Below are 20,807 nucleotides of genomic sequence, written 5' to 3' on the forward strand. Positions count from 1 at the left end.
AGAGTCATGAATGTTGCGCTGATTGGCTCCGGCTCCTGGGGAACCGCCGTCGCCGGACTTGCTGCCGCGCGAGCCGAGCGCGTGACCATGTGGGCCCATAGCGAGCAGACGGCCACCGGCATCAATGGCGAGCACCGCAACCCCCGCTACCTTGTGGGCTACGAGCTGCCGGACAACGTGGTAGCAACGACCGAGCTCGCCCAGGAGCTCTACGGTGCCGATGCGATCATCTTTGCCGTGCCCTCCACGCATCTGCGCGACGTGTGCCGTCAGACAGCGCCGTTTATCGATGCCGAGACTCCGGTCCTGTGCCTCACCAAGGGCATCGAGCCTGAGTCCGGCCTGCTCATGAGCGAGGTCATTGCCAGCGAGATCGGCAACGAGCGTCGTGTGGCGGCCCTCTCGGGCCCCAACCATGCCGAGGAGATCTGCCGCGGCGGACTTTCTGCCGCCGTCATCGCCAGTGTAGACCAGCAGGTGGGGGAGACCTTTAAGGAGCTGCTGCTGTCCACGGCCTTCCGCATCTACCTGTCGCAGGATATGACCGGCGTCGAGGTCTGCGGCGCCATGAAAAATGTCATCGCCATCGTATGCGGCATCTCCGCGGGCTCGGGCGCGGGCGACAACACACTTGCCCTCATCATGACGCGCGGCTTGGCCGAGATCAGCCGTCTGGTGCACGCCCGCGGCGGTCAAGCTATGACCTGCATGGGACTTGCCGGCATGGGCGACCTCATTGCCACCTGCACCTCGGAGCATTCGCGCAACCGTACCTTTGGCTACGAGTTTGCCCACGGCGTGTCGCTCGACGAGTACCAGACGCGCACGCATATGGTGGTGGAAGGCGCCGTCGCCGCCCGCAGCGTCAGCGAGCTCGCCCGTTCACTGGGCGTAGACATTCCGCTCACCTTTGCCGTGGAGCAAACGCTCTACAACGGTGTTACTTTGGATAGGGCGCTCGAGATTCTTACCGATCGCGTCCCCTCTCAAGAGTTCTACGGACTCACCGACTAGCGCAGAAAGGCTTCTACCATGGGTTCCATTAAAATCGCTCCGTCCGTCCTTTCGGCCGATATGGCCAACCTCAAGGGAGAGCTCGACAAGATCGCCGGCGCCGACTACGTGCACTTCGACGTCATGGACGGCCACTTTACCGGCAACCTCACCTTTGGCGTTGACATCCTCAAGGCCGTCAAGCGCTCCACCAACGTGCCGGTCGATGCGCACCTCATGGTGTCGAACCCCGACGAGACGGTCGATTGGTACGCCGACGCCGGTGCCGACATGATCACTGTCCACTACGAGGCTTCCACGCACCTGCACCGCACGCTCACGCATCTGCAGCAGCGCGGCGTCAAGGCCGGCGTGGTGCTCAACCCCGCCACCCCCGTGTGCGTGCTCGAGAGCATCATCGACGTCGTCGATATGGTGCTGCTCATGAGCGTGAACCCGGGCTTTGGCGGCCAGAGCTTTATCCCGGGCACCATCGCAAAGCTTCACGAGCTCAAGGCCATGTGCGAGCGCCATGGCGTTTCGCCCCTCATCGAGGTCGACGGCGGCATTTCTTCCAAGAACATTGCCGAGGTCGTCAAGGCCGGCGCCAACGTGCTCGTGGCCGGTTCTGCCGTATTTAAGTCCGAAGATCCCGCTGCCGAGGTTGCGCTGCTGCAGAAGCTGGGCAACGAGGCCGCACAGGAGGCATAAACCCTTATGACCGCAGGTCAAAACCGCATACCCGTGAATCTTGACTATGCCGCCTCGACGCCCATGCGCGCCGAGGCGCTCCTTGCGCAGCGCGAATATGACGACAGCGAGCTTGCAGGCGTCAACCCCAACTCGCTGCACTCGCTCGGCCGCAAGGCCGCCGCGCGCCTGGAGGTTGCCCGTCGCGAGATCGCCCATAGCTTTGGCGCACGCGTCCGCCCGTCCGAGATTGTACTGACCAACGGCGGCACCGAAGCAAACCAGCTGGCGCTGCTCGGTCTTGCCGAGGGCGCTCGTCAGCGCGATCGCAAGCGTAACCGCGTGATCGTATCTGCCATCGAGCACGATTCGATTCTGGACAACCTGCCGCTGCTGCGTGCCGCCGGCTTTACCGTCGACCTGGTGCAGCCCTGCCGCGCGGGCTACATTGAGCCTGCTGCGCTTGTCGAGCTACTAGGCGACGACGTGGCGCTCGTGAGCATCATGGTTGCCAACAACGAGACCGGCGTGGTGCAGCCCATCCGCGAGCTTGCCGCGGCCGCGCATACCGTGGGCGCCCTGTTCCACACCGATGCCATCCAGGGGTATCTGCACATTCCGCTCGATGCCGCCGAGCTGGGCTTCGATGCTATGTCCGTCGCCGCCCATAAAATTGGCGGTCCTGTGGCATCCGGCGCGCTTTACGTTAAGACCCGCACGCCACTGCGCCCCCGCATTTTTGGCGGTGGACAGGAAGCCGGACGTCGCGCGGGCACGCAGGACCTGCGTACACAGCTGGCTTTTGCCGCTGCCGCCCGCACGTTGGCGCCCCGCGTGGCCCAGGAGCGTACGACGCTGCAAGCTCTTTCCGACAAGCTTTACGCCACGCTTACGGCTCATCCGCGTATTCATGCCACCATGGGCGACTACGCACAGGCCGATCGTCTGCCGGGCATGGTCTCCATCTACGTCGACGGCATGGACTCCGAGGAGCTCATCGTCAAGCTCGATGCCGCCGGCTTTGAGGTATCGGCCGGTTCCGCCTGCTCGAGCGGCAGCATGGACCCGAGCCATGTTCTCAGCGCCATGGGTATTGGCCGCGAACAGGCCCTGGGTGCACTGCGTATCTCCTTCGATGACCGTGTGGACCCGGCCGATCTGGACGATTTTGCTCAAGCGCTGCTGTCGATCGTAGGCGCCGCATGATAGTCTCCGAGTTTGAACGTGCGCTGCTGACGCGCTACCCCAAGGCGGACGCCGAGGGCTGGGATCACGTAGGACTCTCTGTTGGCGATCCGGCCGCGGAGATCACCGGCGTTGCCTGCGCACTCGATGCGACCGAGGCTAATGTTCGACGCGCACAAGAAGCCGGTGCCAACGTGCTGCTGACGCATCATCCCATATACATCAAGGCGCCCGAGGCCTTTTGTCCGGCGGATTCCGCACGCCCCCAATGCAGCGCGGCGCTCTACGAGGCAGCGCGTTGCGGCGTGAGCATCATATCGCTCCACACCAACCTGGACCGCTCGCACGAAGCCCGTGTCTGCCTGAGCAAGCTGCTGGGTGCCGCACCCGTGAGCTCACTGGAGCACGTGGACGACCCCGAGGCCACCGGCCTGGGCGCGCTTGCAACGCTCAACGACTCGTGCACGCTGCGCGATCTTGCCACCCGTGCTGTCACGGCCTTCGGCAGCGACCCGCGCGTATGGGGCGAGGCCGATCACCCGTGCCGCACCGTCGCCATTTTGGGCGGCTCCCTGGGCGACTTCGGAGAGCTCGCCATCGCCGCGGGCGCAGATGTTGTCGTGACGGGCGAGACGGGCTACCACGTGGCGCAAGACCTTGCCTTGCGCGGGCTGCCGGTGATCTTGCTCGGCCACGACCGCTCCGAGGAGCCGTTCGTTGATATATTGATGAACTCTGCAGTTGACGCCGGGGTCGACCCCAGTCATGCGATTAAAATACTGAACCCTTGCCAATGGTGGACTGTGACAAAAGGAGAGAACTTATGAGCGCCGGCGCTACGCTACTCAAGCTGCAACAGATCGATTTGGAGCTCGCCCGCAACAAGAGCGAACTTGCCAATATGCCGGAGCTCAAGGAGCTCGCTTCCAAGCGCAAGACCTATGTGAAGCTCAAGTCCGAGATGACCAAGCTCTACGCCCAGCGCAAGGATCTGGACATTGAGCTCGACGATCTCAACACCACCGAGATCCAGACCAACAACGCCATCGAGGCTGCCAAGAAGCGCCACGTCGACGGCTCCGACTACCGCGAGGTCCAGGACCTGGAGAATGAACTCGCCACCCTGGCCAAGCGTCTGGACAAGATTGAGCACACCCGCAAGGACGTCGTTGTCGCCCATAAGGAGGCGCTCAACCGAGAGGCCCGCGCGCAGGCCATCATCGCCAAGTTCGAGGAGGGCGTGAAGGCCGATACCAAGGCCGCCCGCGCCAAGGCTGCCGACCTTCAGGCTCAGATTGACGCCGCCACTAAAGAGCGCACCGCGCTTGCTGCCACGCTGCCGGCCGACGTGTTCACCGACTACGAGCGTCTGCTCAAGCAGTTCCGCGGCCTGGCCGTCGAGACCATCCAGGGCAACATCCCCACGGTCTGCCACACCGCGCTGCAGGCATCGTCCATGAGCGACCTGAACCACGACGGAAGCGAGATTACGCACTGCCCGTACTGCCACCGTCTCCTGGTACTCCCGAGCAAGGAAGCCTAACGATGACGGCGGCATCCAACAATTCAATGCAACTTGAGGGAAAAACGATCCTGCTGGGCATTACCGGCGGGATCGCCGCCTATAAGTCGTGCAATATCGTGCGCCTGCTGCAAAAGCGCGGTGCGCGCGTCAAGGTCGTTATGAGCGAGCATGCCACGGAGTTCGTGGGGCCGCTCACCTTCCGTGCGCTCACCAATGAGCCGGTCGCGGTTGGGCTATTCGACGACCCGTCTGACCCCATCCACCACATTTCGCTGGCGCAGGAGCCCGATCTGGTGGTCGTGGCGCCTGCCACTGCCAATATCATCGCTAAGATGGCCAACGGCATCGCCGATGACCTCATCTCCACCACGCTGCTGGCAACGCCGCGACCCATCGTGATCGCACCCGCTATGAACAACGGCATGTGGAAGGCGCCGGCGACGCAGGCCAATATGGCCACGCTGCGCGACCGCGGCGTGCATGTGGTGGGTCCGGGAAGCGGCTACCTTGCCTGCGGCGACGTGGACACGGGCCGTATGAGCGAGCCCGAGGACATCGTCGAGGCCGTCTGCAGGGTGCTCAATCCCGTGCCGCAAGACCTGGCGGGCAAGCGCATCGTGATTACCGCCGGCCCCACGCACGAACCGATCGATCCTGTGCGCTTTATTGGCAACCGGTCGTCGGGCAAGATGGGCATCGCCCTGGCGGAGGAGGCCGCGCGCCGCGGCGCCGCCGTCACGCTCGTGCTGGGACCGACTTTGCTCGACGTTCCCCGCGGCGTGGAGTGCGTGCGCGTGCAAACCGCCGCAGAGATGTTGCAGGCGGCGCTGAGCGCCTTTCAGACGGCCGATGCGGCCATTTGTGCGGCCGCTGTCGCCGACTACACCCCCGCGGCCCCTGCCAACCATAAGCTCAAAAAGGCCAACGAACGCCTGGATCGCATCGAACTGGTCGAGACGGTCGATATCTTGGCCGAGCTCTCGCGCCAAAAGGGAGAGCGGTGCGTGATCGGCTTTGCGGCCGAGACCGATAACGTCGTGGAGTACGCGCAGCGCAAACTCGCGCGTAAGGGTTGCGATGCCATTATCGCCAACGATGTCTCACGCGCCGATTCGGGCTTTGGAACCGACACGAACAAGGCCTGGATTGTGAGCACAACGGGCACCCAAGAACTTCCTGTGCTAACAAAACCCCAGCTCGCAGATACAATTTTGGACTTGCTTCAAAATTTGTAAAAAAGTTCTTGCACAAGGACAAAGTTTCGGGTTAATATACTCCCTGTTGCGAGCGAGAGCAGAGCAACAAACAAAAGCTTCGGGACGTGGCGCAGCTTGGTAGCGCACTTGACTGGGGGTCAAGGGGTCGCTGGTTCGAATCCAGTCGTCCCGACCAGAAGTTTGCAGGTCAGGCACCTAGTGCCTGACCTTTTTTGTTTTAAGCAATTGCTTAGTTTTCAGTAAGCAACAGGGTGCCAAAAATCTACCTGCGCGATAATCGCCTTTTTCGGCTACTTGCGCGTTTTGCACACGCTTGAGCCGATTTATTAACGCGATATGAATCTACATACGCGCAGCAGGTACACGCCGTGAACGAGCGGCATTTATCATGGAGATTTACACAGATACAGCGACTGTAACGAACAAGCGTGCCGCTGTATTTATTCCAGTAGTTCACTTGATCGGTGGACAAGTTGGCTGTTGCAGCGAAACGCCAAGAGGAATGAGCTCTACACGAGGACCCCGCAGAGGTAATGGCGGGGGAGTGTGGCAGACGCTCTGAGAGCCGCTGTATGGTCCCATTTTTCCTCAAACTGACCACCTTGCCATGAACCTCAAATTGTTCGAGCAATCGACAAAAGAAAGGCCCCTGCAGGGTGCAGGGGCCTTACAGTAGATGCAGATGAGACTAGAAGCACCAAACGGGGCAGACGCAGCACCATCTCGTCGCGGCCTCAGTGAGCGACATATCGCAGTCGAGGTAGACAACGAGGAAGTCGTCAGGCCCCGCACAGGGGGACCGCGATGGTGGCCACCGCGCCGCCCGAGGGGCTGTTGGCGAGCGAGACGGAGCCCCCGTGGGCGCTCGCGGCCTCGGAGGCGACGTGGAGGCCGAGCCCGTAGTGGCGGCCTCCGTCACGCGAGGAGCGGGAGGAGTCGTCCGTGAAGAGGCGCTCGCAGCCGCGTTCGAGGGCGGCGGGAGAAAAGCCCGGTCCGTCGTCGGCAACCTCGATGACGAGGTGCCCGCCCGAGACGTCGCAGGAGACAGCCACGCGCGAGCGTGCGTGCTCGGCGGCGTTGGCCACGAGGTTCGCGGCGGCTCGCGCCAGGGCGGTTCGGTCGAGCGGGGCCTCGGGCGCGCCCGCGACAGCGGGGCCCGTGGCCGCGTCGAGCGTCACGCCTCGCGCCCGGGCGATCTGGGCGGCCTCGGCGAGGACCTGCTCGCAGAGCTCGGCCGGCCGCATGGGGGCCCTCTCCGCCCCGCCGGACCCGCGCGAGGCCTCGATGAGCAGGCGCACGTAGCCGTCGAGCCTTTCGACACTGCCGGCTATGTCGCGCGCGGCGGCCGCGAGGTCGGCGTCTTTCTCGTCTTCCAGCTCCTCCGCCACGAAGTCGGCGTTGGCGCGCAGCACGGTGAGCGGCGTCTTGAGGTCGTGGGCGAGCGACGCCATCTGCTCGCGCTGCCCCCGCTCCGCGGCCCAGCGGGCCTCGAGCGACTCGGCGAGGGAGGCCCGCATGGCATCCATCGCGGCGAGGACGTCGTTCACCTCGCGCACGTTGGTGCTGCCGACCGCGAAGTCGAGCTCCCCCGCGCCGACGCGCCCCGCCGCCTCCGCGAGCGGCGCCATCTTGCGCGAGATCACGCGGCTCGCGCGGCGCGCCACGAGCGCGAGCGCGAGCGCGCTTCCCGCAGCGGCGCCGACGAGCATGAGATTCTGCGGGTTGGGAAGCAGGCCGGCGAGGTCGCGCGAGACCCACTGCGGCAGGTACTCGCTGGCGAGTGCGCAGGCCCCGCCGCCCTTGAGCGGGAACGCGGCGTAGGTGAGGCCCGAGCCCCCGCCCTCGATCTCCACTGTGCCCGGATCCGCGGCGAGTGCCGCACGGGCCATTTCCGTCGCGTCCTCGAGCCGCGTGCCCTCGAGGTCTGTCATCAGCACGTATCCGTCCTTATTCAGGATGAGGTAGCGGTACGCCGTCGGCACGTCCTGCTGTCCGCAGACGCCGTCGCGTGCCAGGCCCTCCGCGACCTCGCGCGCATTGGCCGGCCCCCAGCTTGCCTCGTAGACGAAGCCCGCGTTGATCGCTGCGGAGAGCGCCATGAACGAGGCGAGCCACGCCGTGGCGACCGCCGCGAACGCGTAGGCGAAGTAGCGCGCGATGACGAAGGAGAGCGGCATGCCCCCGCGACCTCGCGCCCCGGTCCTTAGAGCTGCCACTTGTACCCCATCCCCCAGACGGTCGCGATCGGATCGGCGCCGGCCTCGGAGAGTTTCCTCCGGGCGCGGCTGACCTGCATGGATATGGCCGCGTCGTCGGCGTCGCTCTCCCAGCCGAGCACCGCCTCGCGGATCTGCGCGCGGCTCATGACCTGCCCGGGGTGGCGCGCGAGGTACTCGCAGATGGCGTACTCGGTGGGCGTGAGCGGCACGGTCTCGCCGCCCACGGCGAGGTCGCGCGCCCCGAGGTCGATCCGCACCTCCCCGAAGGAGAGGGCGTGCGAGCGCGGCCGGCGCTCACGGCGTAGATGGGCCGCGACCTTGGCGCGCAGTTCCGCGGCCCCGAAGGGCTTGCGGACGTAGTCGTCGGCGCCCAGGCCGTAGGCAGCCACGGCATCCTCCTCGGCCACGCGCGCGGTCAGGAAGACGATGGGCCCGTCGAAGTCCGGGCGGATCTGCCGCACGAGCTCGAAGCCGTCGAGCCCCGGCATCATGACGTCGCAGAGCACGAGGTCGAAGCGCGAGAGGTCCATCCCCGGGACCGCCGTCGGGTCCGCCGCCCTGACGACCTCATGGCCGTCGCGGCCGAGGACGCGCGCGAGCGCGTCGAGGATCGCCCGCTCATCATCCACTGCCAGTATCCTCGCCATGTTGACCTCCTGAAACTCTCGTCGGAATTGTACTAGCGCCGCACTCAGCGGTCCAGAGCCCTGCGCGCAGCCGAGGGTGCCTCGGCCGCGTCGCACGCGTGGTAGCGCGCACCCGAGCCGCCGCGCGCCTCGATCTCGAGCCAGCCCTCGCCGTCCGACTCCCGCCCGAAGAAGATGAGCTGGAGCTCTCGGACATTGCCTCTGTCGTCCGCAGCGTCGAGCAGGGCATTCCCGCCCAGGACGAGCGCTGCGGAGAGGAGGGCGAGCATGGCGGCAAGCGGCCTCCTACGCATCTACCCTCCCGTCCTCGAAGCGGCAGAACCAGGCGAGAAGGACGGCGTCGGCTGCCAGGGTGAGAACGAGGCTAGCGAGCGCAGTCGTGAGGAGAGGGCCCGCCGCGTGTGCGGCGTCGATGAAGGCCTCCACCCCGAGCGACCCCAGGCGCGCGGGCCAGGCGAGCGGCACCCAGCTCAGGGGCGTCGCTAGGGCACCGGTGAGCTCGCCGGTCATGAGGCCGTGCGCAAGTCCGCCCACTGAGAAGAACGCGAGGAGCATACCCGCCGCGCCGGCGCCGATGGCGGCGTTGCGGCCGAGGCGCAGGGCCACGCCGAGCCCCAGCGCGTAGAGGGGCAGGCTGCCCAGCACGATGCCCGCCCAGGCGGCCGCAAGCGGAGCGGGCCCGAGCGGCAGGCGCCCGGCGACGGCGAGCACGGCCCCGAACACGCCGAGCGCCACGGCCAGCGCGCCCGCGCCGAGCGCCGCAAGGGCGAGCAGCTTCGCCGCGACGGCGCGCCCGCGCGAGGGGACCGCCGTGAGGTTGGCGAGGCGCCCGGCAGCGCGCTCCTCGTCCACGGCGAGTCCGCAGACGATGGCGGACATGAGCGGCATGAGGGCGCCGAGGAACTGGGCGTAGGCGTCCGCGCCCAGCGCCGGGTCCCATCGGGTTACGGAGAAGTACTCGCCGCAGGCAAGACCGGCTGCCAGGCCGCAGACGAGATGCACCGCCGTGAGCGGGGAGCGCGCCAGGCGCAGGGCCTCGGAGAGTAGGGCCTGCGAGAGAGTCATGCGCGGCGTCGGGTCGGAGAGTCGTGACATGGCCATCACCTCTCCTCGGAGTGCGCGAACCAGGCCGCGCCCGCCGCCGTGAGCGCGGCGAACGCGAGCGCACTGACCGCAAGGCCCGCCAGCGTGAGCATGCCGTCCGCCGCGAGCGCCCCGCCGAGCGCCATGTCCGCCGCGAGCGGCTCGCCGCTCGGCAGCACGGGGATGAAGCTCGTGGGGATGACCATGCTCGCCGACGGCGGAAAGAGCTGCGGCAGCGGCACCAGCGACCAGGCGAACCCGCCCACGAGCTGCGCGGCGAGCGGGCAGAAGATGCCCGCGAGCATGCCGAGCCGCGCCGTGAGGAAGAGCCCTGCGGGGATCATCCACGCCGCGGTCACCGTGTTGGCGAGCGCGCAGAGGAGCATCGTGAGCGTGCCCGCGGCCGTGAGGCCCTGCGAGGAGAACGCCGATCCCGCGAGGTAGATGCCGAAGACCACGAGGTTCGAGAGCGTGCAGAGAGCGAGGCACCAGAGCGCCTTGGCCCACCAGGCGCGCCCGAGCGGGAAGCCCAGGCCCAGAAGCCCCCGCATCCGCGTGCGAGCGTCCGCCCGCGCGACGCACGCCACCACGAGCGAGAGAGACACGGGCAGGAAGAGCGCGTACCAGTAGTTCCACGCGCTGAAGATCTGCACGCCCCGGTAGGGCATCGCGCCGAGCAGCGGCATCGGCAGCGCCATGAGCACGGCCAGGCGAACCGGTGCCGCGTGGCGCGACTTCAGGGCCTCGGCGCGCAGGGCCGCGAGCAGGCCGCCTTTCTCGCCCGTCATGCCGCCACCTCCCCGCGCGCCCGTCGCCCTTCCCGGCAGAAGCTCATGAAGAGTTCCTCGAGGTCCTGCCCAGGCCGAAGCGCATCCTCGTAGGCGAGGCGCCCCCCGCAGATGATGCCGATGGTGTCCGCCATCTGCTGCACCTCGGAGAGGATGTGGCTCGAGACGATCACCGTCGTACCCGCCGCCGCGAAGCCGCGGATCTGGTCGCGCAGCTCCTCGATGCCGATGGGGTCGAGGCCGTTGGTGGGCTCGTCGAGCACGAGCAGGCGTGGCCGGGCGATCAGCGCCAGCGCGAGCCCCAGGCGCTGCCGCATGCCCATCGAGAAGCGCCCGGCGCGCTTCTTCCCGGTGTCCGCGAGGTCCACGGCGGCGAGTACCTCATCTATGCGGCTCTCGGGAAGGCCCAGCAGCGTGGTGCGCACGCGCAGGTTCTCGCGCGCGGTGAGGTTGGGGTAGAGCGGCGCCTCCTCGATGAGGCTGCCGATTGCGTAGAGGTCCTCGCGGCGCCAGGCGTGCCCGGCAAAGAGGATCTCCCCGGCCGTCGGCCGCAGCATCCCGCAGATCATCTTGAGCGTTGTCGACTTGCCGGCGCCGTTGGGACCGAGCAGCCCGTACACCTCGCCCTCGCGGATATGAAGGCTCACGTCGGCCACGGCGTCCTGCGCCTGGTCGCCGCGGCCGAAGCGCTTGGTGAGCCCACGCGTCTCGAGCATGTAACCCATGGGTTTATCCTTTCTCTTCCGGGCGCGCGGGCCGATTCACCGTGCCCGCGCGTCTTACCTTTCGGGTTCACCATCCATGGTGGGGCGCGTTTCTAACGAAGCCGTAACGGCCGTTGGGCTCTTTTGGCGCCAGCCAATCTCGACCCGCACGCATTTGCTTAAAGCAACAACTTTCCCGATCGATGTAATCACCGAATCAAAACGTGTACACCAGCCACCAAAGATGCCAAAAATGTCACTTTTGGAGGCTATGTACACAAATGCAGAATCCAGCGCAGCCCAGAGGCGCCCTCCACATGTCTGGACTCTCTATGCTTACGCTGGATAGACATCGCCGGAACGGGTATAGTATCGAAAGTTTTGTCGTTAACCAGCGGGGGAGTCCTGTGGGCATCAAAAAGAAGATCAAAAAGGAGCTTATCGGCACTTCCGATTACCCGTCGAATAAGATCTTTACGATCTCCAATTTCATAACCTTTACGCGCCTGATCCTCACCCTGGTATTTCTGTACCTGTTTGTGACGGATAACAACCGCGTCATCGCCATCGTTATCTACGCCGTTGCCGCCTCCACCGACTGGATGGACGGTCAGATCGCCCGCATGACTAAGACGGTCTCGTGGCTCGGCAAGGTCATGGATCCTATTTGCGACCGTGCGCTGTTATTCACCGGCGTGCTGGGCCTGGTAGTCCGCGGCGAGCTGCCCATCTGGGTCTGCGTGCTCATTATCGGCCGCGACATCTATCTGGGCATCGGCACGCTTATCGTGCGTCATTATCACCCTCGCCCCATCGATGTCGTCTTTCCCGGAAAAATTGCCACTGCGCTGCTCATGACCGGCTTCTCACTCATGCTGCTCGGGTTCCCCGTTATTGACGGCCTGCACCTTTTACCTCCGACCCTCGCGGCCTTCCCGGGTCTCAACGGAAGCTCGGTGCCCCTCGGCATCTTCTTTGTGTATGGCGGCGTGATCTTCTCCATGCTCACCGCTGTCATCTACTCCATTAAGGGCGGAGCGGCCATTAAACAGGCTCTCGCGCATCCCGAGGACGAGGACATCGACTTTCTGAACCCCGAAATCGAAGACTGATTCGTTGGGGTATGATTACGTACGGTTCATTATTTGCGGCTCGTCCGCGATAAGTTAGGGGTTGTCATGGACAACATGGTTAACAATATGCCTCAGAATGATAAGACTGCTGACGTTACCTGCGTATTCCGCGTGCCTTCAAGCGACGTCACCGTTCCCGACCTCATGGCCAACGTGCGCATCACCGCCCCCGTTCTGTCCATCGTCAAGGGTCCGCAGACCGGTGCCGCCTTTGAGCTCGAGGACGACGTGACCACCATCGGCCGCGATCCTGCAAACGGCATCTTCCTCAATGACATGACCGTTTCGCGCAGCCACGCGCGCATTATCCGCGAGGGCCTCGGCGCTCGCATCGAGGACCTGGGCTCGCTCAATGGCACCTGGGTCGACGGTGCCATCGTCAATGCAGCCCCGCTGCACGACGGTTCTTCCGTCCAGATCGGTACGTTTACGCTCATCTACCACGAGAGCACGCCGGAGCGCATCGAAACCGGTGAGTAGGGCATGGCCGAACGCAACTATCTGAGTATCGGCCAAGTCGTCAACCTACTTCGAGGCGCATACCCCGATCTTTCGAACTCAAAAATTAGATTTCTAGAAGATGAGGGGCTCATTACCCCTCATCGTACGCCTAAGGGATACCGTCAGTACTCTAAGGAGGACGTTGACCGCCTGGAGGTCATCCTGCACCTGCAGAAGACCCGCTATATGCCGCTCAACGTGATTAAGCAGCGCTTGGAAAACGCCACGGACTTGTCTACGCTCGCCTACGAGGTGGGCCTACTGTCCGATGTTCCGCTCAAGACGGAGCCCAAAGAGACCAAGCAAAAGCTGCATCCCATCGAGACCATTCCCGATATGCTGGGCGTCGAGATCTCGTTTATCCGTTCGCTCGCCGAGAACGACCTCATTCGTATCATCAAGAGCCCGCAGAATCGCGAGCTTGTCGATGGTCGCGATTTTCCTATCATCCGCTACTGCTCCGAGCTGTCGCGCTTCCATATCGAGCCGCGCAACCTGCGTCAGTACGTATCGTCGGCAAACCGCGAGTCTTCGATGTTTGAGCAGGTGCTCGTGAGCATGCTTGGCATGGATACCTCCGATGACGAGCGCGACGCCAAGCTCGAACGTGCGTTTAAAAAGCTTCACGACCTGACCGAGGGTGTGCACACTGCGCTGCTCAAGAACCGCGTTTTTGAATCGCTCAACGCCGTGGTCGAGGACGCCGACATCGATGCACTCGATGAGGAAATTGCTCGCTCCGAGTCCACCAAGGCCAAAAACGAAGAAACTACCGCGCCGGCTTCGAACGAGGATTCTCTCGTAAAGCCGCTCAAGGTCGTCGCACCTTCACAATCCGGCACCGCCACCGCGGACAAATAATCGCTGCTGATATTTCGGCAACCCATTGAAAGGTCATGCAATGTACGACTTCGAATCTCAAATCGTCGACATCCCCGACTATCCCGAGCCCGGAGTCATCTTCAAAGACATCACGCCGCTCTTTGGCAACCCCGAGGCGCTCAAAGCCATGACCGATGCCCTAGCCGAGCACTTTGCCGGCATGGGAATCACCAAGGTCGTAGGTCCCGAGGCTCGCGGCTTTATGGTTGGCGTACCGGTGGCTGTAGCCCTTGGTGCCGGCTTTGTTCCCGCACGTAAACCGGGTAAGCTGCCCCGCAAGACGGTGAGCCAGAGCTATGAGCTCGAATACGGCACCGACTCTATCGAGATCCATGCCGATGCCATTACCTCTAAAGATACCGTGTTGATTCTGGACGACTTGGTCGCGACGGGCGGAACCGTCGAGGCAACAGGTAAACTTGTGCGAGATATGGGCGCAAAGCTTGTGGGCTACGGGTGTATCCTTGAGCTTGCGTTTCTCAACCCGCGCGAGAAGCTCACGCCGTCTGATGACGATGTGGAGCTCTTTAGCCTGGTGACGGTAGACTAGCCGTTACCCTTAGTTACTGGAAAGGAAGCTACATGCGCACAGCAAACACGCACAAAAACATGGCACGCTGCGCTGCTACGGCAACCCTCGCTTGTGTTTTGGGCTTGGGCCTCGCGGCTCCTGCCTACGCCGATACCGCATCCGACCTTGCCGCTGCTCGTACGAAACTCGAGCAGATCGGTACCCAAACCCAGCAGATTTACGATGAGCTCGCCACGCAGACGCAGGCGCTCGATCAGACTGCCGGAGAGATCACGCAAAAGCAGCAGGAGATTGCTGACGGTCAGGCCAAGCTCTCGACCTATGTCGCCGGCGAGTACAAGACCGGCGGTCTGAGCCTGCTTCAGGTTCTGACGGGCGTTGACGATCTGAGCGATATGCTCAACCGTCTGTTCTACTACGGCAAAGTTTCCGATAAGCAGGCTCAGACCATTCAAGAGGTCAAGGAGCTTAAGCAGCAGCTCACCGATAAGCAGGCCGAGCAAGAGAAGAACGTCGCCACCACGCAAAAGAAGGTCGACGAGCTTAACGCCCAGCAGGCTGAAGCCCAAAGCGTTGTGAACTCCCTGGATTCGCAGCTGCAGGCCGAGCTTGCCGCAGAGGCCGAGGCCAACGCCGCACTGCAGGCGGGCATTAACGCCAGCACTGCCGAGAAGGCCACGGTGAGCAACGAGACTGCCGGTACGACCGAGAACACCAACAACGGTGGTCAGACCAGCAATAACAACAACGAGGGCGGTAACACTCCGGCTCCTACGCCGACACCTGCTCCGACGCCGCAGCCCTCCACGCCTGCTCCGGCTCCGACGCCTTCTGCTCCGAGCCAGTCCGTCGATGGCGGTTCTGTTGTCTCGCGTGCATACAGCAAGCTTGGTTGCGCCTATTCCTGGGGCGGCATTGGACCGAACAGCTTCGACTGCTCTGGTTTTGTTAGCTATTGCCTCACGGGTCGCTATTGCCGCCTGGGCACCACGGGTACCTTTATGGGCTGGACGCGTGTGTCCGATCCGCAGCCCGGTGACGTTGTGGTCAACTCGTACCACACCGGCATTTACATCGGTGGTGGTCAGATGATTCATGCTTCCGACTACAACACGGGTGTTATCATCAGCTCGGTTGCCGCCGGCATGAACAACAACTATATCTTCGTTCGCTACTAGTTATTCAGATAAAGCAAACGGATATGGACCTCGTGGCTTTGAGTCATGAGGTCCATTCTTTTGCCTTTAGTGCAGGCGCTATCTAGTTTTGAATACTAGATAGCGGCCCAATCGGTCTGCAAGATGGTTATAATTGTTGAGGAACAATTAGAAAGGACCCTCTATGAGCTGGGCACTTATCTCCGATTCAAGCTGTAACCTCCGCGATTGGCAACCGACCGCGCCCCATACCACCTTTGCATTTGCGCCCCTCAAAATTCGAGTGGGGGAGCGTGAATTCGTCGATGACCTTTCGCTCGATGTACATGAGCTCAACTGCGCTGTTCAGGCGGAGACGAACGCTTCTTCGAGCGCTTGTCCCAGCGTAGGGGAGTGGGCCGAGCTCTTCAAATTGGCAGACAAGACCATCTGCATGCCGATCTCTGAGGGCGTGTCGGGCAGCTACAACGCTGCAGCCACGGCTCGCGATATGGTTTTTGCCGAGGAGCCCGACCGACAGATTCATCTAGTCAATTCACGCGCAGCTGGCGGCAAAATGGACCTCATTTTCTTGCTGTTCGACCGCTATCTTGCAAGCAACCCGGATGTCTCATTCGAGGATGCTTGCGCATACTTCGATAGCCTTGAACAGAATAGCAAAATCCTCTTCAGTTTGTGCAATTACGAAAACCTCGCCAAAGCCGGACGTATCCCTAAGGCAGCCGGCGTCATTGCCAACAAGCTCAATATCCGCATTTTGGGCACGGCGAGCGAGGCCGGTAAAATCGAACTCGTCGGGCACACGCGTGGCGAAAAGAAGATGCTCAACAAGATCATCGACACCATGGAAGCCGAGGGTTTTACGGGCGGCGAGGTCATCATCGATCACGTTGAGAACGAAGCTGGAGCCCAGGCGCTTACTGACCGCATAGTCGAGCATTGGCCCGGCTCCAAGACCATCATCATGCCCTGCAACGGCCTGGATTCCTATTACGCCGAGATGCACGGCCTCATCATCGGCTACGGCATGGGCGTAGCTTCGGGCAAATAAAGTCCAACCAAGCAAAAATATGGGCGGGACAAAGCGACAGATGGCTCTTTGTCCCGCCCGTTTTATACGTCGGCTAGCTATTAAATCCGTTGAACTTGAGATAACTCATCAGGTACGCCTTCGAAACGAAGGATGAAACTGCACTTCGCACAAGCAGCGACTCCCGCGTTACCTGATGCGCCGTATCGGGAACCGGCGTCTGCTCGACCGAAAACGCCGAACGAATCGATGCCTCGAGCTGATCGACCACATAGTCGAAGGCCGTCGGGGCATCGTAGCTCAATCGCTGAATGTTAAAGAGTGCCTGCACCGCAGCAATAGGTAGCACCTGCTTAAAGATGCAGATAGCGATCAGACGGGCAATCTGCTCGCGGCCATATTGCTTTTTGACCGGAGCAGGCACCAGGCCGACCTTCACGTAGTTGTTGATCATCGATGGCGTAATGACGGGCTGCTCAACGCAAATGGACAGCGGCTCCATCCACAGCGCAACATACTCAATAACCTGGTCGCGATAGAGCGTCACATTGGGCAACTGGTCATAGCGCGGCAGACTCAACGTATTGAGTTTGCGCACGATTTCGGACTGAATAAATGCATCGGGCAGCACAGTGGGCTGAATATCCTCAGGCTTAATACTGACCGACGAATCGGACATAGGAATAACGTGTTTAACGTGGTTCATAAAGGTCCTCCGTTCATTTTCTATATTGTATTCTAGGTTATCTAGTTTTGCATACCACATAGCCGGCAAGTAAAAGTGGTTGGACAACACATTGATGCATCGTCCAACCACTTTGTTTAAAGATAGCAACCTTACATAAGATATATTATCGTACTTATCCACGGAGAAACGCGTATGCGCTCGTTGCCGCTATGGCTCCGTCCGAAACAGCGGTCACAACCTGGCGTAAACGTTTGGAACGGATATCGCCAGCGGCAAATAGACCTGGCGTGCGGGTCGCCATGGATTCATCAGTCAGAATGCCGCCATCAGGCGCCAGATCGACTAGATGCTCAACAAGCTCGGTATGGGGCTGCGTTCCGGTAAAGACAAAGATGCCAAACGAGCCGGGCTCAAATGACTCAGTATGAGTCTCGCCGGATGCATTGTCCTTAAAGGTAATCGTCGTTGGCATGGCTTCGCCCGATAGCTCCACAATACTAGTTTGGTACCTAACTGTAATATTGTCCTTTGCGAGTACTTTCTGAACAACACCATCGGGCGCACGGAACTGGTCGCGGCGCAGCACGATGGTCACACTGCTGGCAATGTCGGACAGGAACAGCGCCTCTTCGCATGCCGAATTGCCACCACCGATTACAAAGACCTGTTTTCCGCGGAAAAACATGCCGTCACATGTTGCGCAATATGAAACGCCACGACCGCGATACGTATCCTCGCCAGCGAAACCTGCCGGACGCGGCGTGGCACCCATGCAAGCGATAACGCTCGAGGCCAGCGTATCGCCCATATCGTGATGCACCGTAAACAACGCTGCATCGGCATCGTAATCGATACCCGTAACCATGCTCCATGTAACCTGTGCTCCCAGGCCCTCTGCATGCTGCTGAAAACGCTCGCCGAGTTCAGCGCCACTCAGGAGCGGGAAACCCGGATAGTTCTCGACCTCATTGGTTGTGGCGATCTGCCCTCCCGACATGCCCTGCTCAATCACGGTCGTCGTCAGGTTGGCACGCGCAGCATAAATGGCGGCAGCATAGCCCGCGGGGCCGCCACCGATAATCGCAACATCGATCGGCTTATCGGTAGTCATGAAGCGTCCTTTCGTCGAAACGTTGTCGTTCTTTGCGCTCATACCCAAATTTACGTGAACGTGACACTCATGCACTACAATGATAAATCCGTATTACAAAGCTGAAGGGGAGTTATCGATGGACCAGGCGCAGACGAGTGACGACGCTCCCCTGCTCACGCACAGCACTCCCCAATCGGAGCAAACCACGCTCCTGGCTCAGCAAAAACCTCTCGTGACCATCGTGCACGCCTCCGTTGGCTCGGGCCACAAGGCCGCCGCAAATGCGATTGCGCAGGCATTCGACCTCATCCGCGGCACCAATGGCATCCCCGAGGATATTGAGATTGAAGTGCTCGATATCCTTGATTTTGGACGTATTAAATTCGACGGCAATAAGACCGCGGCTTCTTTTACGGGAGCCACGCGCCCCATTTACGACCTGACCTGGCGATATACGCTTACGGGACATCTTCTCTGGGGTGGCGGCACGGCATGGTCACGTATTATGTTCCCTGCCTTCAACGAATATGTCCGCACCCGCAGGCCCATGGCCGTGGTCGCAACACACATTACGGCAGCCAATGTTGCCGTGGGCGCCCGCGTAATTACGGGTATCGATTATCCGGTCATCTGCGTACCGACCGACTACGAAGTCGAGGGATGGTGGCCCCACAAGGACACCGATTTATTCTGTGTTGCCAACGAATTTATGGCCGAAACGCTCCGCCCCCGTAAGGTCCCCGAAGCAAAGATTCGCATTACAGGCATCCCCATTCGCGCCGGGTTTGACACGGATTACAGTCGCAAGGAAGAACTTCAGAAGTTCAACCTCCCCGTCGACAAGACCATTGTGCTGGTAATGGCCGGCGCCAGTTTACCTCAACCGTACGTTCGCTTTCGCGCGGAGATGGACCGCACCCTCCCCTTCCTGCGCAGCTTTGAGGACATGCACTTTATCTTTTTGCCGGGCAAGGATGAGGAATACGCCACCCGCCTCAAGACGCTCTTCGACGCCATGAAGCTCGAAAACGTCACGGTTCTGGACTACGTGGACGACATGGCGGCCCTCATGCACGGCTGCGACCTCGCAATCCTCAAATCGGGCGGACTCACCGTTACTGAGTGCCTGTGCGCGCATCTGCCGATGATTCTGCTGGGCAAGTCCTATGGCCAGGAAAAGGCCAACACTACCATGCTCACCGGCATGGGCGCCAGCATGCATGTCACCACCGCACGAGAGCTCATCGTGACGTTGCGTCATCTCCACGATCATCCCGAGTCGCTCAAGGCACTGCTCATCAACGGCGAAGTGCTGCGCCGTCCACGCGCAGCCGAGGACATCGCCATCGCTACCATGGAGCTCGTAGGCAAACCCCAAAAGCGCAAACGAGCCTTCTGCCGCTTCTACTGGGGCGGCAAACCCGCGCATATCCGCTAGTCGAATGTCCGCCGCTCTGCCGGAGCCGCCCTTATATCATTCCATGCTCAAACATTCTCGCTTCGCTGCGAAACTGCGCGTGGAACGATATAAGGGCGGCTCCGGCAGAGCGGCTGCGTTTACTTACTAGCAGCTACTTCGGTATCCCCTCCATTAGAACCTGCAAAGGTAAAACAGGAAAATATAAATACAGTAAGCCGATTCGACAAAGGGACAGCCCCTTTGTCGAATCGGCTTACTAGAAAAGTAAATATTGTTTCAAGCGAGTAGCCACCCGCCCGCCTCTCTCACATATCGTTCCACGCGCAGTTTCGCAGCGAGCGAAGCGAAGCGAGAATGTTTGAGCATGGAATGATATGTGTGGGAGGCGGGCGGGAGGGATATGTGCGTCCCTAGGCGACGCCGCTGGAGCCGAAGCCTCCTTTGCCTCGGTCGGTTTCGTCTAGTTCTTCTACTTCTATGAGGTTGACCGTGGGGACTTCTTGGATGACGAGTTGGGCTATGCGGTCGCCTTTGTTGATTTGGATGTTGTTCGTGGGGTCTAGGTTGATGAGGATGACTTTGAGTTCTCCTCGGTAGTGGGCGTCGATGAGGCCCGGCGTGTTGACTATAGACAGGCCCTGCTTGATAGCCAAGCCGCTGCGGGGCTGGACGAAGCCGGCGTAGCCGTCGGGCAGGGCGATGGCCAGCCCAGTAGAGACCAGACGGCGTTCGAAGGGCTTCAGGACGCAGTCCTCGTTGGAGCGCAGATCCAAGCCGGCATCGGTGGGATGGGCGTATTTGGGAAGCTCGACGGTGGGGTCGAGACGCTTTATGTTGACGGTAATGTTGGACATGGAATCACCTTAGCTTGTCGAGCTCTTGCAGAAACTCATCGACGTCTTTGAAATCGCGGTAGACCGAGGCAAAGCGGATGTACGCCACCTTGTCGATCTTGGCCAAGCGCTTGAGCACCATGTCACCCAACTCATGGGACGTGACGGCCGTCAGCGTGCGAGAGCGCAGCTCGACCTCGATGTCGTCGATAATCTCATTGAGCTTCTTAGTGTCGATATCGCGCTTGATGGTGGCGCGCATCAAGCCGACGAGCAGCTTATTGCGATCGAACCGCTGCTTGGTTCCGTCTGACTTAATGACCTCGATTGGGTCTTCGCATCGCTCGAACGTTGTAAAGCGGTAGTTACACGAGCAACATTCGCGACGGCGCTTAATGGTGTTATTTGACTCCTGCATACGGGAATCAACGACGCGGGTATGTGCCTTGCCGCATTTGGGACAGCGCATGGTACCTCCTCTTAAACG

Annotated in this window: 23 protein-coding genes and 1 tRNA gene; 14 read left to right on the top strand and 10 right to left on the bottom strand. The window is 61.5% G+C overall.

Annotated elements, in window-relative coordinates; genetic code table 11:
• Positions 1-6 precede the first annotated feature (6 nt).
• The 7 genes from CSV91_RS03045 to CSV91_RS03075 all read left to right on the top strand — a co-directional run bounded on the left by CSV91_RS03045 (position 7) and on the right by CSV91_RS03075 (position 5,785).
• Positions 7-1,014 carry an NAD(P)H-dependent glycerol-3-phosphate dehydrogenase gene (locus CSV91_RS03045; RefSeq protein ID WP_099431762.1) on the top strand — a complete coding sequence of 336 codons (1,008 nt, stop codon included), beginning with the start codon at positions 7-9 and terminating at the stop codon, positions 1,012-1,014.
• 18 nt (positions 1,015-1,032) lie between these two features.
• Positions 1,033-1,704, top strand: coding sequence for a ribulose-phosphate 3-epimerase (rpe, locus tag CSV91_RS03050; RefSeq protein WP_099431763.1), 672 nt, complete (start codon positions 1,033-1,035; stop codon positions 1,702-1,704).
• Positions 1,705-1,710: 6 nt separating this feature from the next.
• On the top strand, positions 1,711-2,889 hold the full coding sequence (locus tag CSV91_RS03055) for a cysteine desulfurase family protein (protein WP_099431764.1): 1,179 nt from the start codon (positions 1,711-1,713) through the stop codon (positions 2,887-2,889).
• Positions 2,886-3,695, top strand: a complete 810-nt coding sequence (locus CSV91_RS03060; protein ID WP_099431765.1) for a Nif3-like dinuclear metal center hexameric protein — start codon at positions 2,886-2,888, stop codon at positions 3,693-3,695. The genes CSV91_RS03055 and CSV91_RS03060 overlap by 4 nt, the downstream gene beginning before the upstream one ends.
• Positions 3,692-4,411, top strand: coding sequence for a zinc ribbon domain-containing protein (locus CSV91_RS03065; RefSeq protein ID WP_099431766.1), 720 nt, complete (start codon positions 3,692-3,694; stop codon positions 4,409-4,411). The genes CSV91_RS03060 and CSV91_RS03065 overlap by 4 nt, the downstream gene beginning before the upstream one ends.
• Positions 4,412-4,413: 2 nt before the next feature.
• A complete protein-coding gene (coaBC, locus tag CSV91_RS03070; RefSeq protein WP_232049548.1) occupies positions 4,414-5,628 on the top strand; it encodes a bifunctional phosphopantothenoylcysteine decarboxylase/phosphopantothenate--cysteine ligase CoaBC in 1,215 nt (404 codons plus the stop codon).
• 80 nt (positions 5,629-5,708) lie between these two features.
• A tRNA-Pro gene (locus CSV91_RS03075) sits at positions 5,709-5,785 on the top strand.
• Positions 5,786-6,389: 604 nt separating this feature from the next.
• On the opposite strand, the gene CSV91_RS03080 is transcribed toward CSV91_RS03075, so the two are convergent.
• The 6 genes from CSV91_RS03080 to CSV91_RS03105 are packed head-to-tail and all read right to left on the bottom strand — an operon-like array spanning position 6,390 to position 11,072.
• Positions 6,390-7,787, bottom strand: coding sequence for a sensor histidine kinase (locus CSV91_RS03080; RefSeq protein ID WP_099431767.1), 1,398 nt, complete (start codon positions 7,785-7,787; stop codon positions 6,390-6,392).
• A gap of 26 nt (positions 7,788-7,813) precedes the next feature.
• Complete coding sequence (locus CSV91_RS03085) at positions 7,814-8,476, bottom strand: response regulator transcription factor (protein WP_099431768.1); 663 nt, start codon at positions 8,474-8,476, stop codon at positions 7,814-7,816.
• Positions 8,477-8,520: 44 nt separating this feature from the next.
• Complete coding sequence (locus CSV91_RS03090; RefSeq protein ID WP_099431769.1) at positions 8,521-8,769, bottom strand: hypothetical protein; 249 nt, start codon at positions 8,767-8,769, stop codon at positions 8,521-8,523.
• A complete protein-coding gene (locus CSV91_RS03095) occupies positions 8,762-9,577 on the bottom strand; it encodes an ABC-2 family transporter permease (protein ID WP_099431770.1) in 816 nt (271 codons plus the stop codon). Before CSV91_RS03095 ends, CSV91_RS03090 begins: the two co-directional genes overlap by 8 nt.
• Positions 9,577-10,347 (bottom strand): ABC-2 family transporter permease, encoded by a 771-nt coding sequence (locus tag CSV91_RS03100; RefSeq protein ID WP_099431771.1) that lies wholly within the window; start codon positions 10,345-10,347, stop codon positions 9,577-9,579. The genes CSV91_RS03095 and CSV91_RS03100 overlap by 1 nt, the downstream gene beginning before the upstream one ends.
• The gene (locus CSV91_RS03105; protein ID WP_055250122.1) at positions 10,344-11,072 is read right to left on the bottom strand and encodes a lantibiotic protection ABC transporter ATP-binding protein; all 729 of its coding nucleotides are present in this window, start codon (positions 11,070-11,072) and stop codon (positions 10,344-10,346) included. Before CSV91_RS03105 ends, CSV91_RS03100 begins: the two co-directional genes overlap by 4 nt.
• 386 nt (positions 11,073-11,458) lie before the next feature.
• Here CSV91_RS03105 and CSV91_RS03110 point away from each other — a divergent pair, with 386 nt between their 5' ends.
• The 6 genes from CSV91_RS03110 to CSV91_RS03135 all read left to right on the top strand — a co-directional run bounded on the left by CSV91_RS03110 (position 11,459) and on the right by CSV91_RS03135 (position 16,307).
• Positions 11,459-12,163: a CDP-alcohol phosphatidyltransferase family protein gene (locus tag CSV91_RS03110; RefSeq protein WP_099431772.1), complete on the top strand. Its 705-nt coding sequence runs from the start codon at positions 11,459-11,461 to the stop codon at positions 12,161-12,163.
• Between the two features lie 66 nt (positions 12,164-12,229).
• Positions 12,230-12,664, top strand: coding sequence for an FHA domain-containing protein (locus CSV91_RS03115; protein WP_172622436.1), 435 nt, complete (start codon positions 12,230-12,232; stop codon positions 12,662-12,664).
• A gap of 3 nt (positions 12,665-12,667) precedes the next feature.
• A complete protein-coding gene (gene ftsR / locus CSV91_RS03120; protein WP_099431773.1) occupies positions 12,668-13,546 on the top strand; it encodes a transcriptional regulator FtsR in 879 nt (292 codons plus the stop codon).
• Between the two features lie 40 nt (positions 13,547-13,586).
• The gene (locus CSV91_RS03125; RefSeq protein WP_099431774.1) at positions 13,587-14,117 is read left to right on the top strand and encodes an adenine phosphoribosyltransferase; all 531 of its coding nucleotides are present in this window, start codon (positions 13,587-13,589) and stop codon (positions 14,115-14,117) included.
• 32 nt (positions 14,118-14,149) lie between these two features.
• Positions 14,150-15,277 (top strand): coiled-coil domain-containing protein, encoded by a 1,128-nt coding sequence (locus CSV91_RS03130; protein WP_197736843.1) that lies wholly within the window; start codon positions 14,150-14,152, stop codon positions 15,275-15,277.
• 163 nt (positions 15,278-15,440) lie between these two features.
• Positions 15,441-16,307, top strand: coding sequence for a DegV family protein (locus tag CSV91_RS03135; protein ID WP_099431775.1), 867 nt, complete (start codon positions 15,441-15,443; stop codon positions 16,305-16,307).
• A gap of 73 nt (positions 16,308-16,380) precedes the next feature.
• Here the strand turns inward: CSV91_RS03135 and CSV91_RS03140 are convergent, their stop codons facing one another.
• Positions 16,381-16,992 (bottom strand): DUF1836 domain-containing protein, encoded by a 612-nt coding sequence (locus CSV91_RS03140; RefSeq protein WP_172622437.1) that lies wholly within the window; start codon positions 16,990-16,992, stop codon positions 16,381-16,383.
• A 154-nt stretch (positions 16,993-17,146) separates the two neighbouring features.
• Positions 17,147-18,085, bottom strand: coding sequence for an NAD(P)/FAD-dependent oxidoreductase (locus CSV91_RS03145; RefSeq protein ID WP_099431776.1), 939 nt, complete (start codon positions 18,083-18,085; stop codon positions 17,147-17,149).
• 118 nt (positions 18,086-18,203) lie between these two features.
• On the opposite strand from CSV91_RS03145, the gene CSV91_RS03150 reads away from it, so the two are divergent.
• Entirely contained in the window at positions 18,204-19,505 is a 1,302-nt protein-coding gene (locus tag CSV91_RS03150; protein WP_099431777.1) for an MGDG synthase family glycosyltransferase, read from the top strand.
• A gap of 392 nt (positions 19,506-19,897) precedes the next feature.
• Here CSV91_RS03150 and dut read toward each other — a convergent pair whose 3' ends face one another.
• Both dut and nrdR read right to left on the bottom strand, forming a co-directional pair.
• Positions 19,898-20,341 (bottom strand): dUTP diphosphatase, encoded by a 444-nt coding sequence (gene dut, locus CSV91_RS03155; RefSeq protein WP_099431778.1) that lies wholly within the window; start codon positions 20,339-20,341, stop codon positions 19,898-19,900.
• Positions 20,342-20,345: 4 nt separating this feature from the next.
• On the bottom strand, positions 20,346-20,789 hold the full coding sequence (gene nrdR / locus CSV91_RS03160) for a transcriptional regulator NrdR (protein ID WP_022093781.1): 444 nt from the start codon (positions 20,787-20,789) through the stop codon (positions 20,346-20,348).
• Positions 20,790-20,807: the final 18 nt, after the last annotated feature.

It is taken from the genome of Collinsella aerofaciens (assembly GCF_002736145.1).
GTDB lineage: Bacteria > Actinomycetota > Coriobacteriia > Coriobacteriales > Coriobacteriaceae > Collinsella > Collinsella aerofaciens_A.

Coding starts and splice junctions, on each gene's coding strand:
- CSV91_RS03145 (WP_099431776.1), bottom strand. CDS start 18,085: ATGACTACCGATAAGCCGATCGATGTTGCGATTATCGGTGGCGGCCCC.
- CSV91_RS03065 (WP_099431766.1), top strand. CDS start 3,692: ATGAGCGCCGGCGCTACGCTACTCAAGCTGCAACAGATCGATTTGGAG.
- CSV91_RS03135 (WP_099431775.1), top strand. CDS start 15,441: ATGAGCTGGGCACTTATCTCCGATTCAAGCTGTAACCTCCGCGATTGG.
- CSV91_RS03090 (WP_099431769.1), bottom strand. CDS start 8,769: ATGCGTAGGAGGCCGCTTGCCGCCATGCTCGCCCTCCTCTCCGCAGCG.
- dut (WP_099431778.1), bottom strand. CDS start 20,341: ATGTCCAACATTACCGTCAACATAAAGCGTCTCGACCCCACCGTCGAG.
- CSV91_RS03085 (WP_099431768.1), bottom strand. CDS start 8,476: ATGGCGAGGATACTGGCAGTGGATGATGAGCGGGCGATCCTCGACGCG.
- CSV91_RS03055 (WP_099431764.1), top strand. CDS start 1,711: ATGACCGCAGGTCAAAACCGCATACCCGTGAATCTTGACTATGCCGCC.
- CSV91_RS03100 (WP_099431771.1), bottom strand. CDS start 10,347: ATGACGGGCGAGAAAGGCGGCCTGCTCGCGGCCCTGCGCGCCGAGGCC.
- CSV91_RS03080 (WP_099431767.1), bottom strand. CDS start 7,787: ATGCCGCTCTCCTTCGTCATCGCGCGCTACTTCGCCTACGCGTTCGCG.
- CSV91_RS03125 (WP_099431774.1), top strand. CDS start 13,587: ATGTACGACTTCGAATCTCAAATCGTCGACATCCCCGACTATCCCGAG.
- ftsR (WP_099431773.1), top strand. CDS start 12,668: ATGGCCGAACGCAACTATCTGAGTATCGGCCAAGTCGTCAACCTACTT.
- CSV91_RS03060 (WP_099431765.1), top strand. CDS start 2,886: ATGATAGTCTCCGAGTTTGAACGTGCGCTGCTGACGCGCTACCCCAAG.
- CSV91_RS03105 (WP_055250122.1), bottom strand. CDS start 11,072: ATGGGTTACATGCTCGAGACGCGTGGGCTCACCAAGCGCTTCGGCCGC.
- CSV91_RS03130 (WP_197736843.1), top strand. CDS start 14,150: ATGCGCACAGCAAACACGCACAAAAACATGGCACGCTGCGCTGCTACG.
- rpe (WP_099431763.1), top strand. CDS start 1,033: ATGGGTTCCATTAAAATCGCTCCGTCCGTCCTTTCGGCCGATATGGCC.
- nrdR (WP_022093781.1), bottom strand. CDS start 20,789: ATGCGCTGTCCCAAATGCGGCAAGGCACATACCCGCGTCGTTGATTCC.
- CSV91_RS03095 (WP_099431770.1), bottom strand. CDS start 9,577: ATGGCCATGTCACGACTCTCCGACCCGACGCCGCGCATGACTCTCTCG.
- CSV91_RS03150 (WP_099431777.1), top strand. CDS start 18,204: ATGGACCAGGCGCAGACGAGTGACGACGCTCCCCTGCTCACGCACAGC.
- CSV91_RS03045 (WP_099431762.1), top strand. CDS start 7: ATGAATGTTGCGCTGATTGGCTCCGGCTCCTGGGGAACCGCCGTCGCC.
- CSV91_RS03115 (WP_172622436.1), top strand. CDS start 12,230: ATGGACAACATGGTTAACAATATGCCTCAGAATGATAAGACTGCTGAC.
- CSV91_RS03140 (WP_172622437.1), bottom strand. CDS start 16,992: ATGAACCACGTTAAACACGTTATTCCTATGTCCGATTCGTCGGTCAGT.
- coaBC (WP_232049548.1), top strand. CDS start 4,414: ATGACGGCGGCATCCAACAATTCAATGCAACTTGAGGGAAAAACGATC.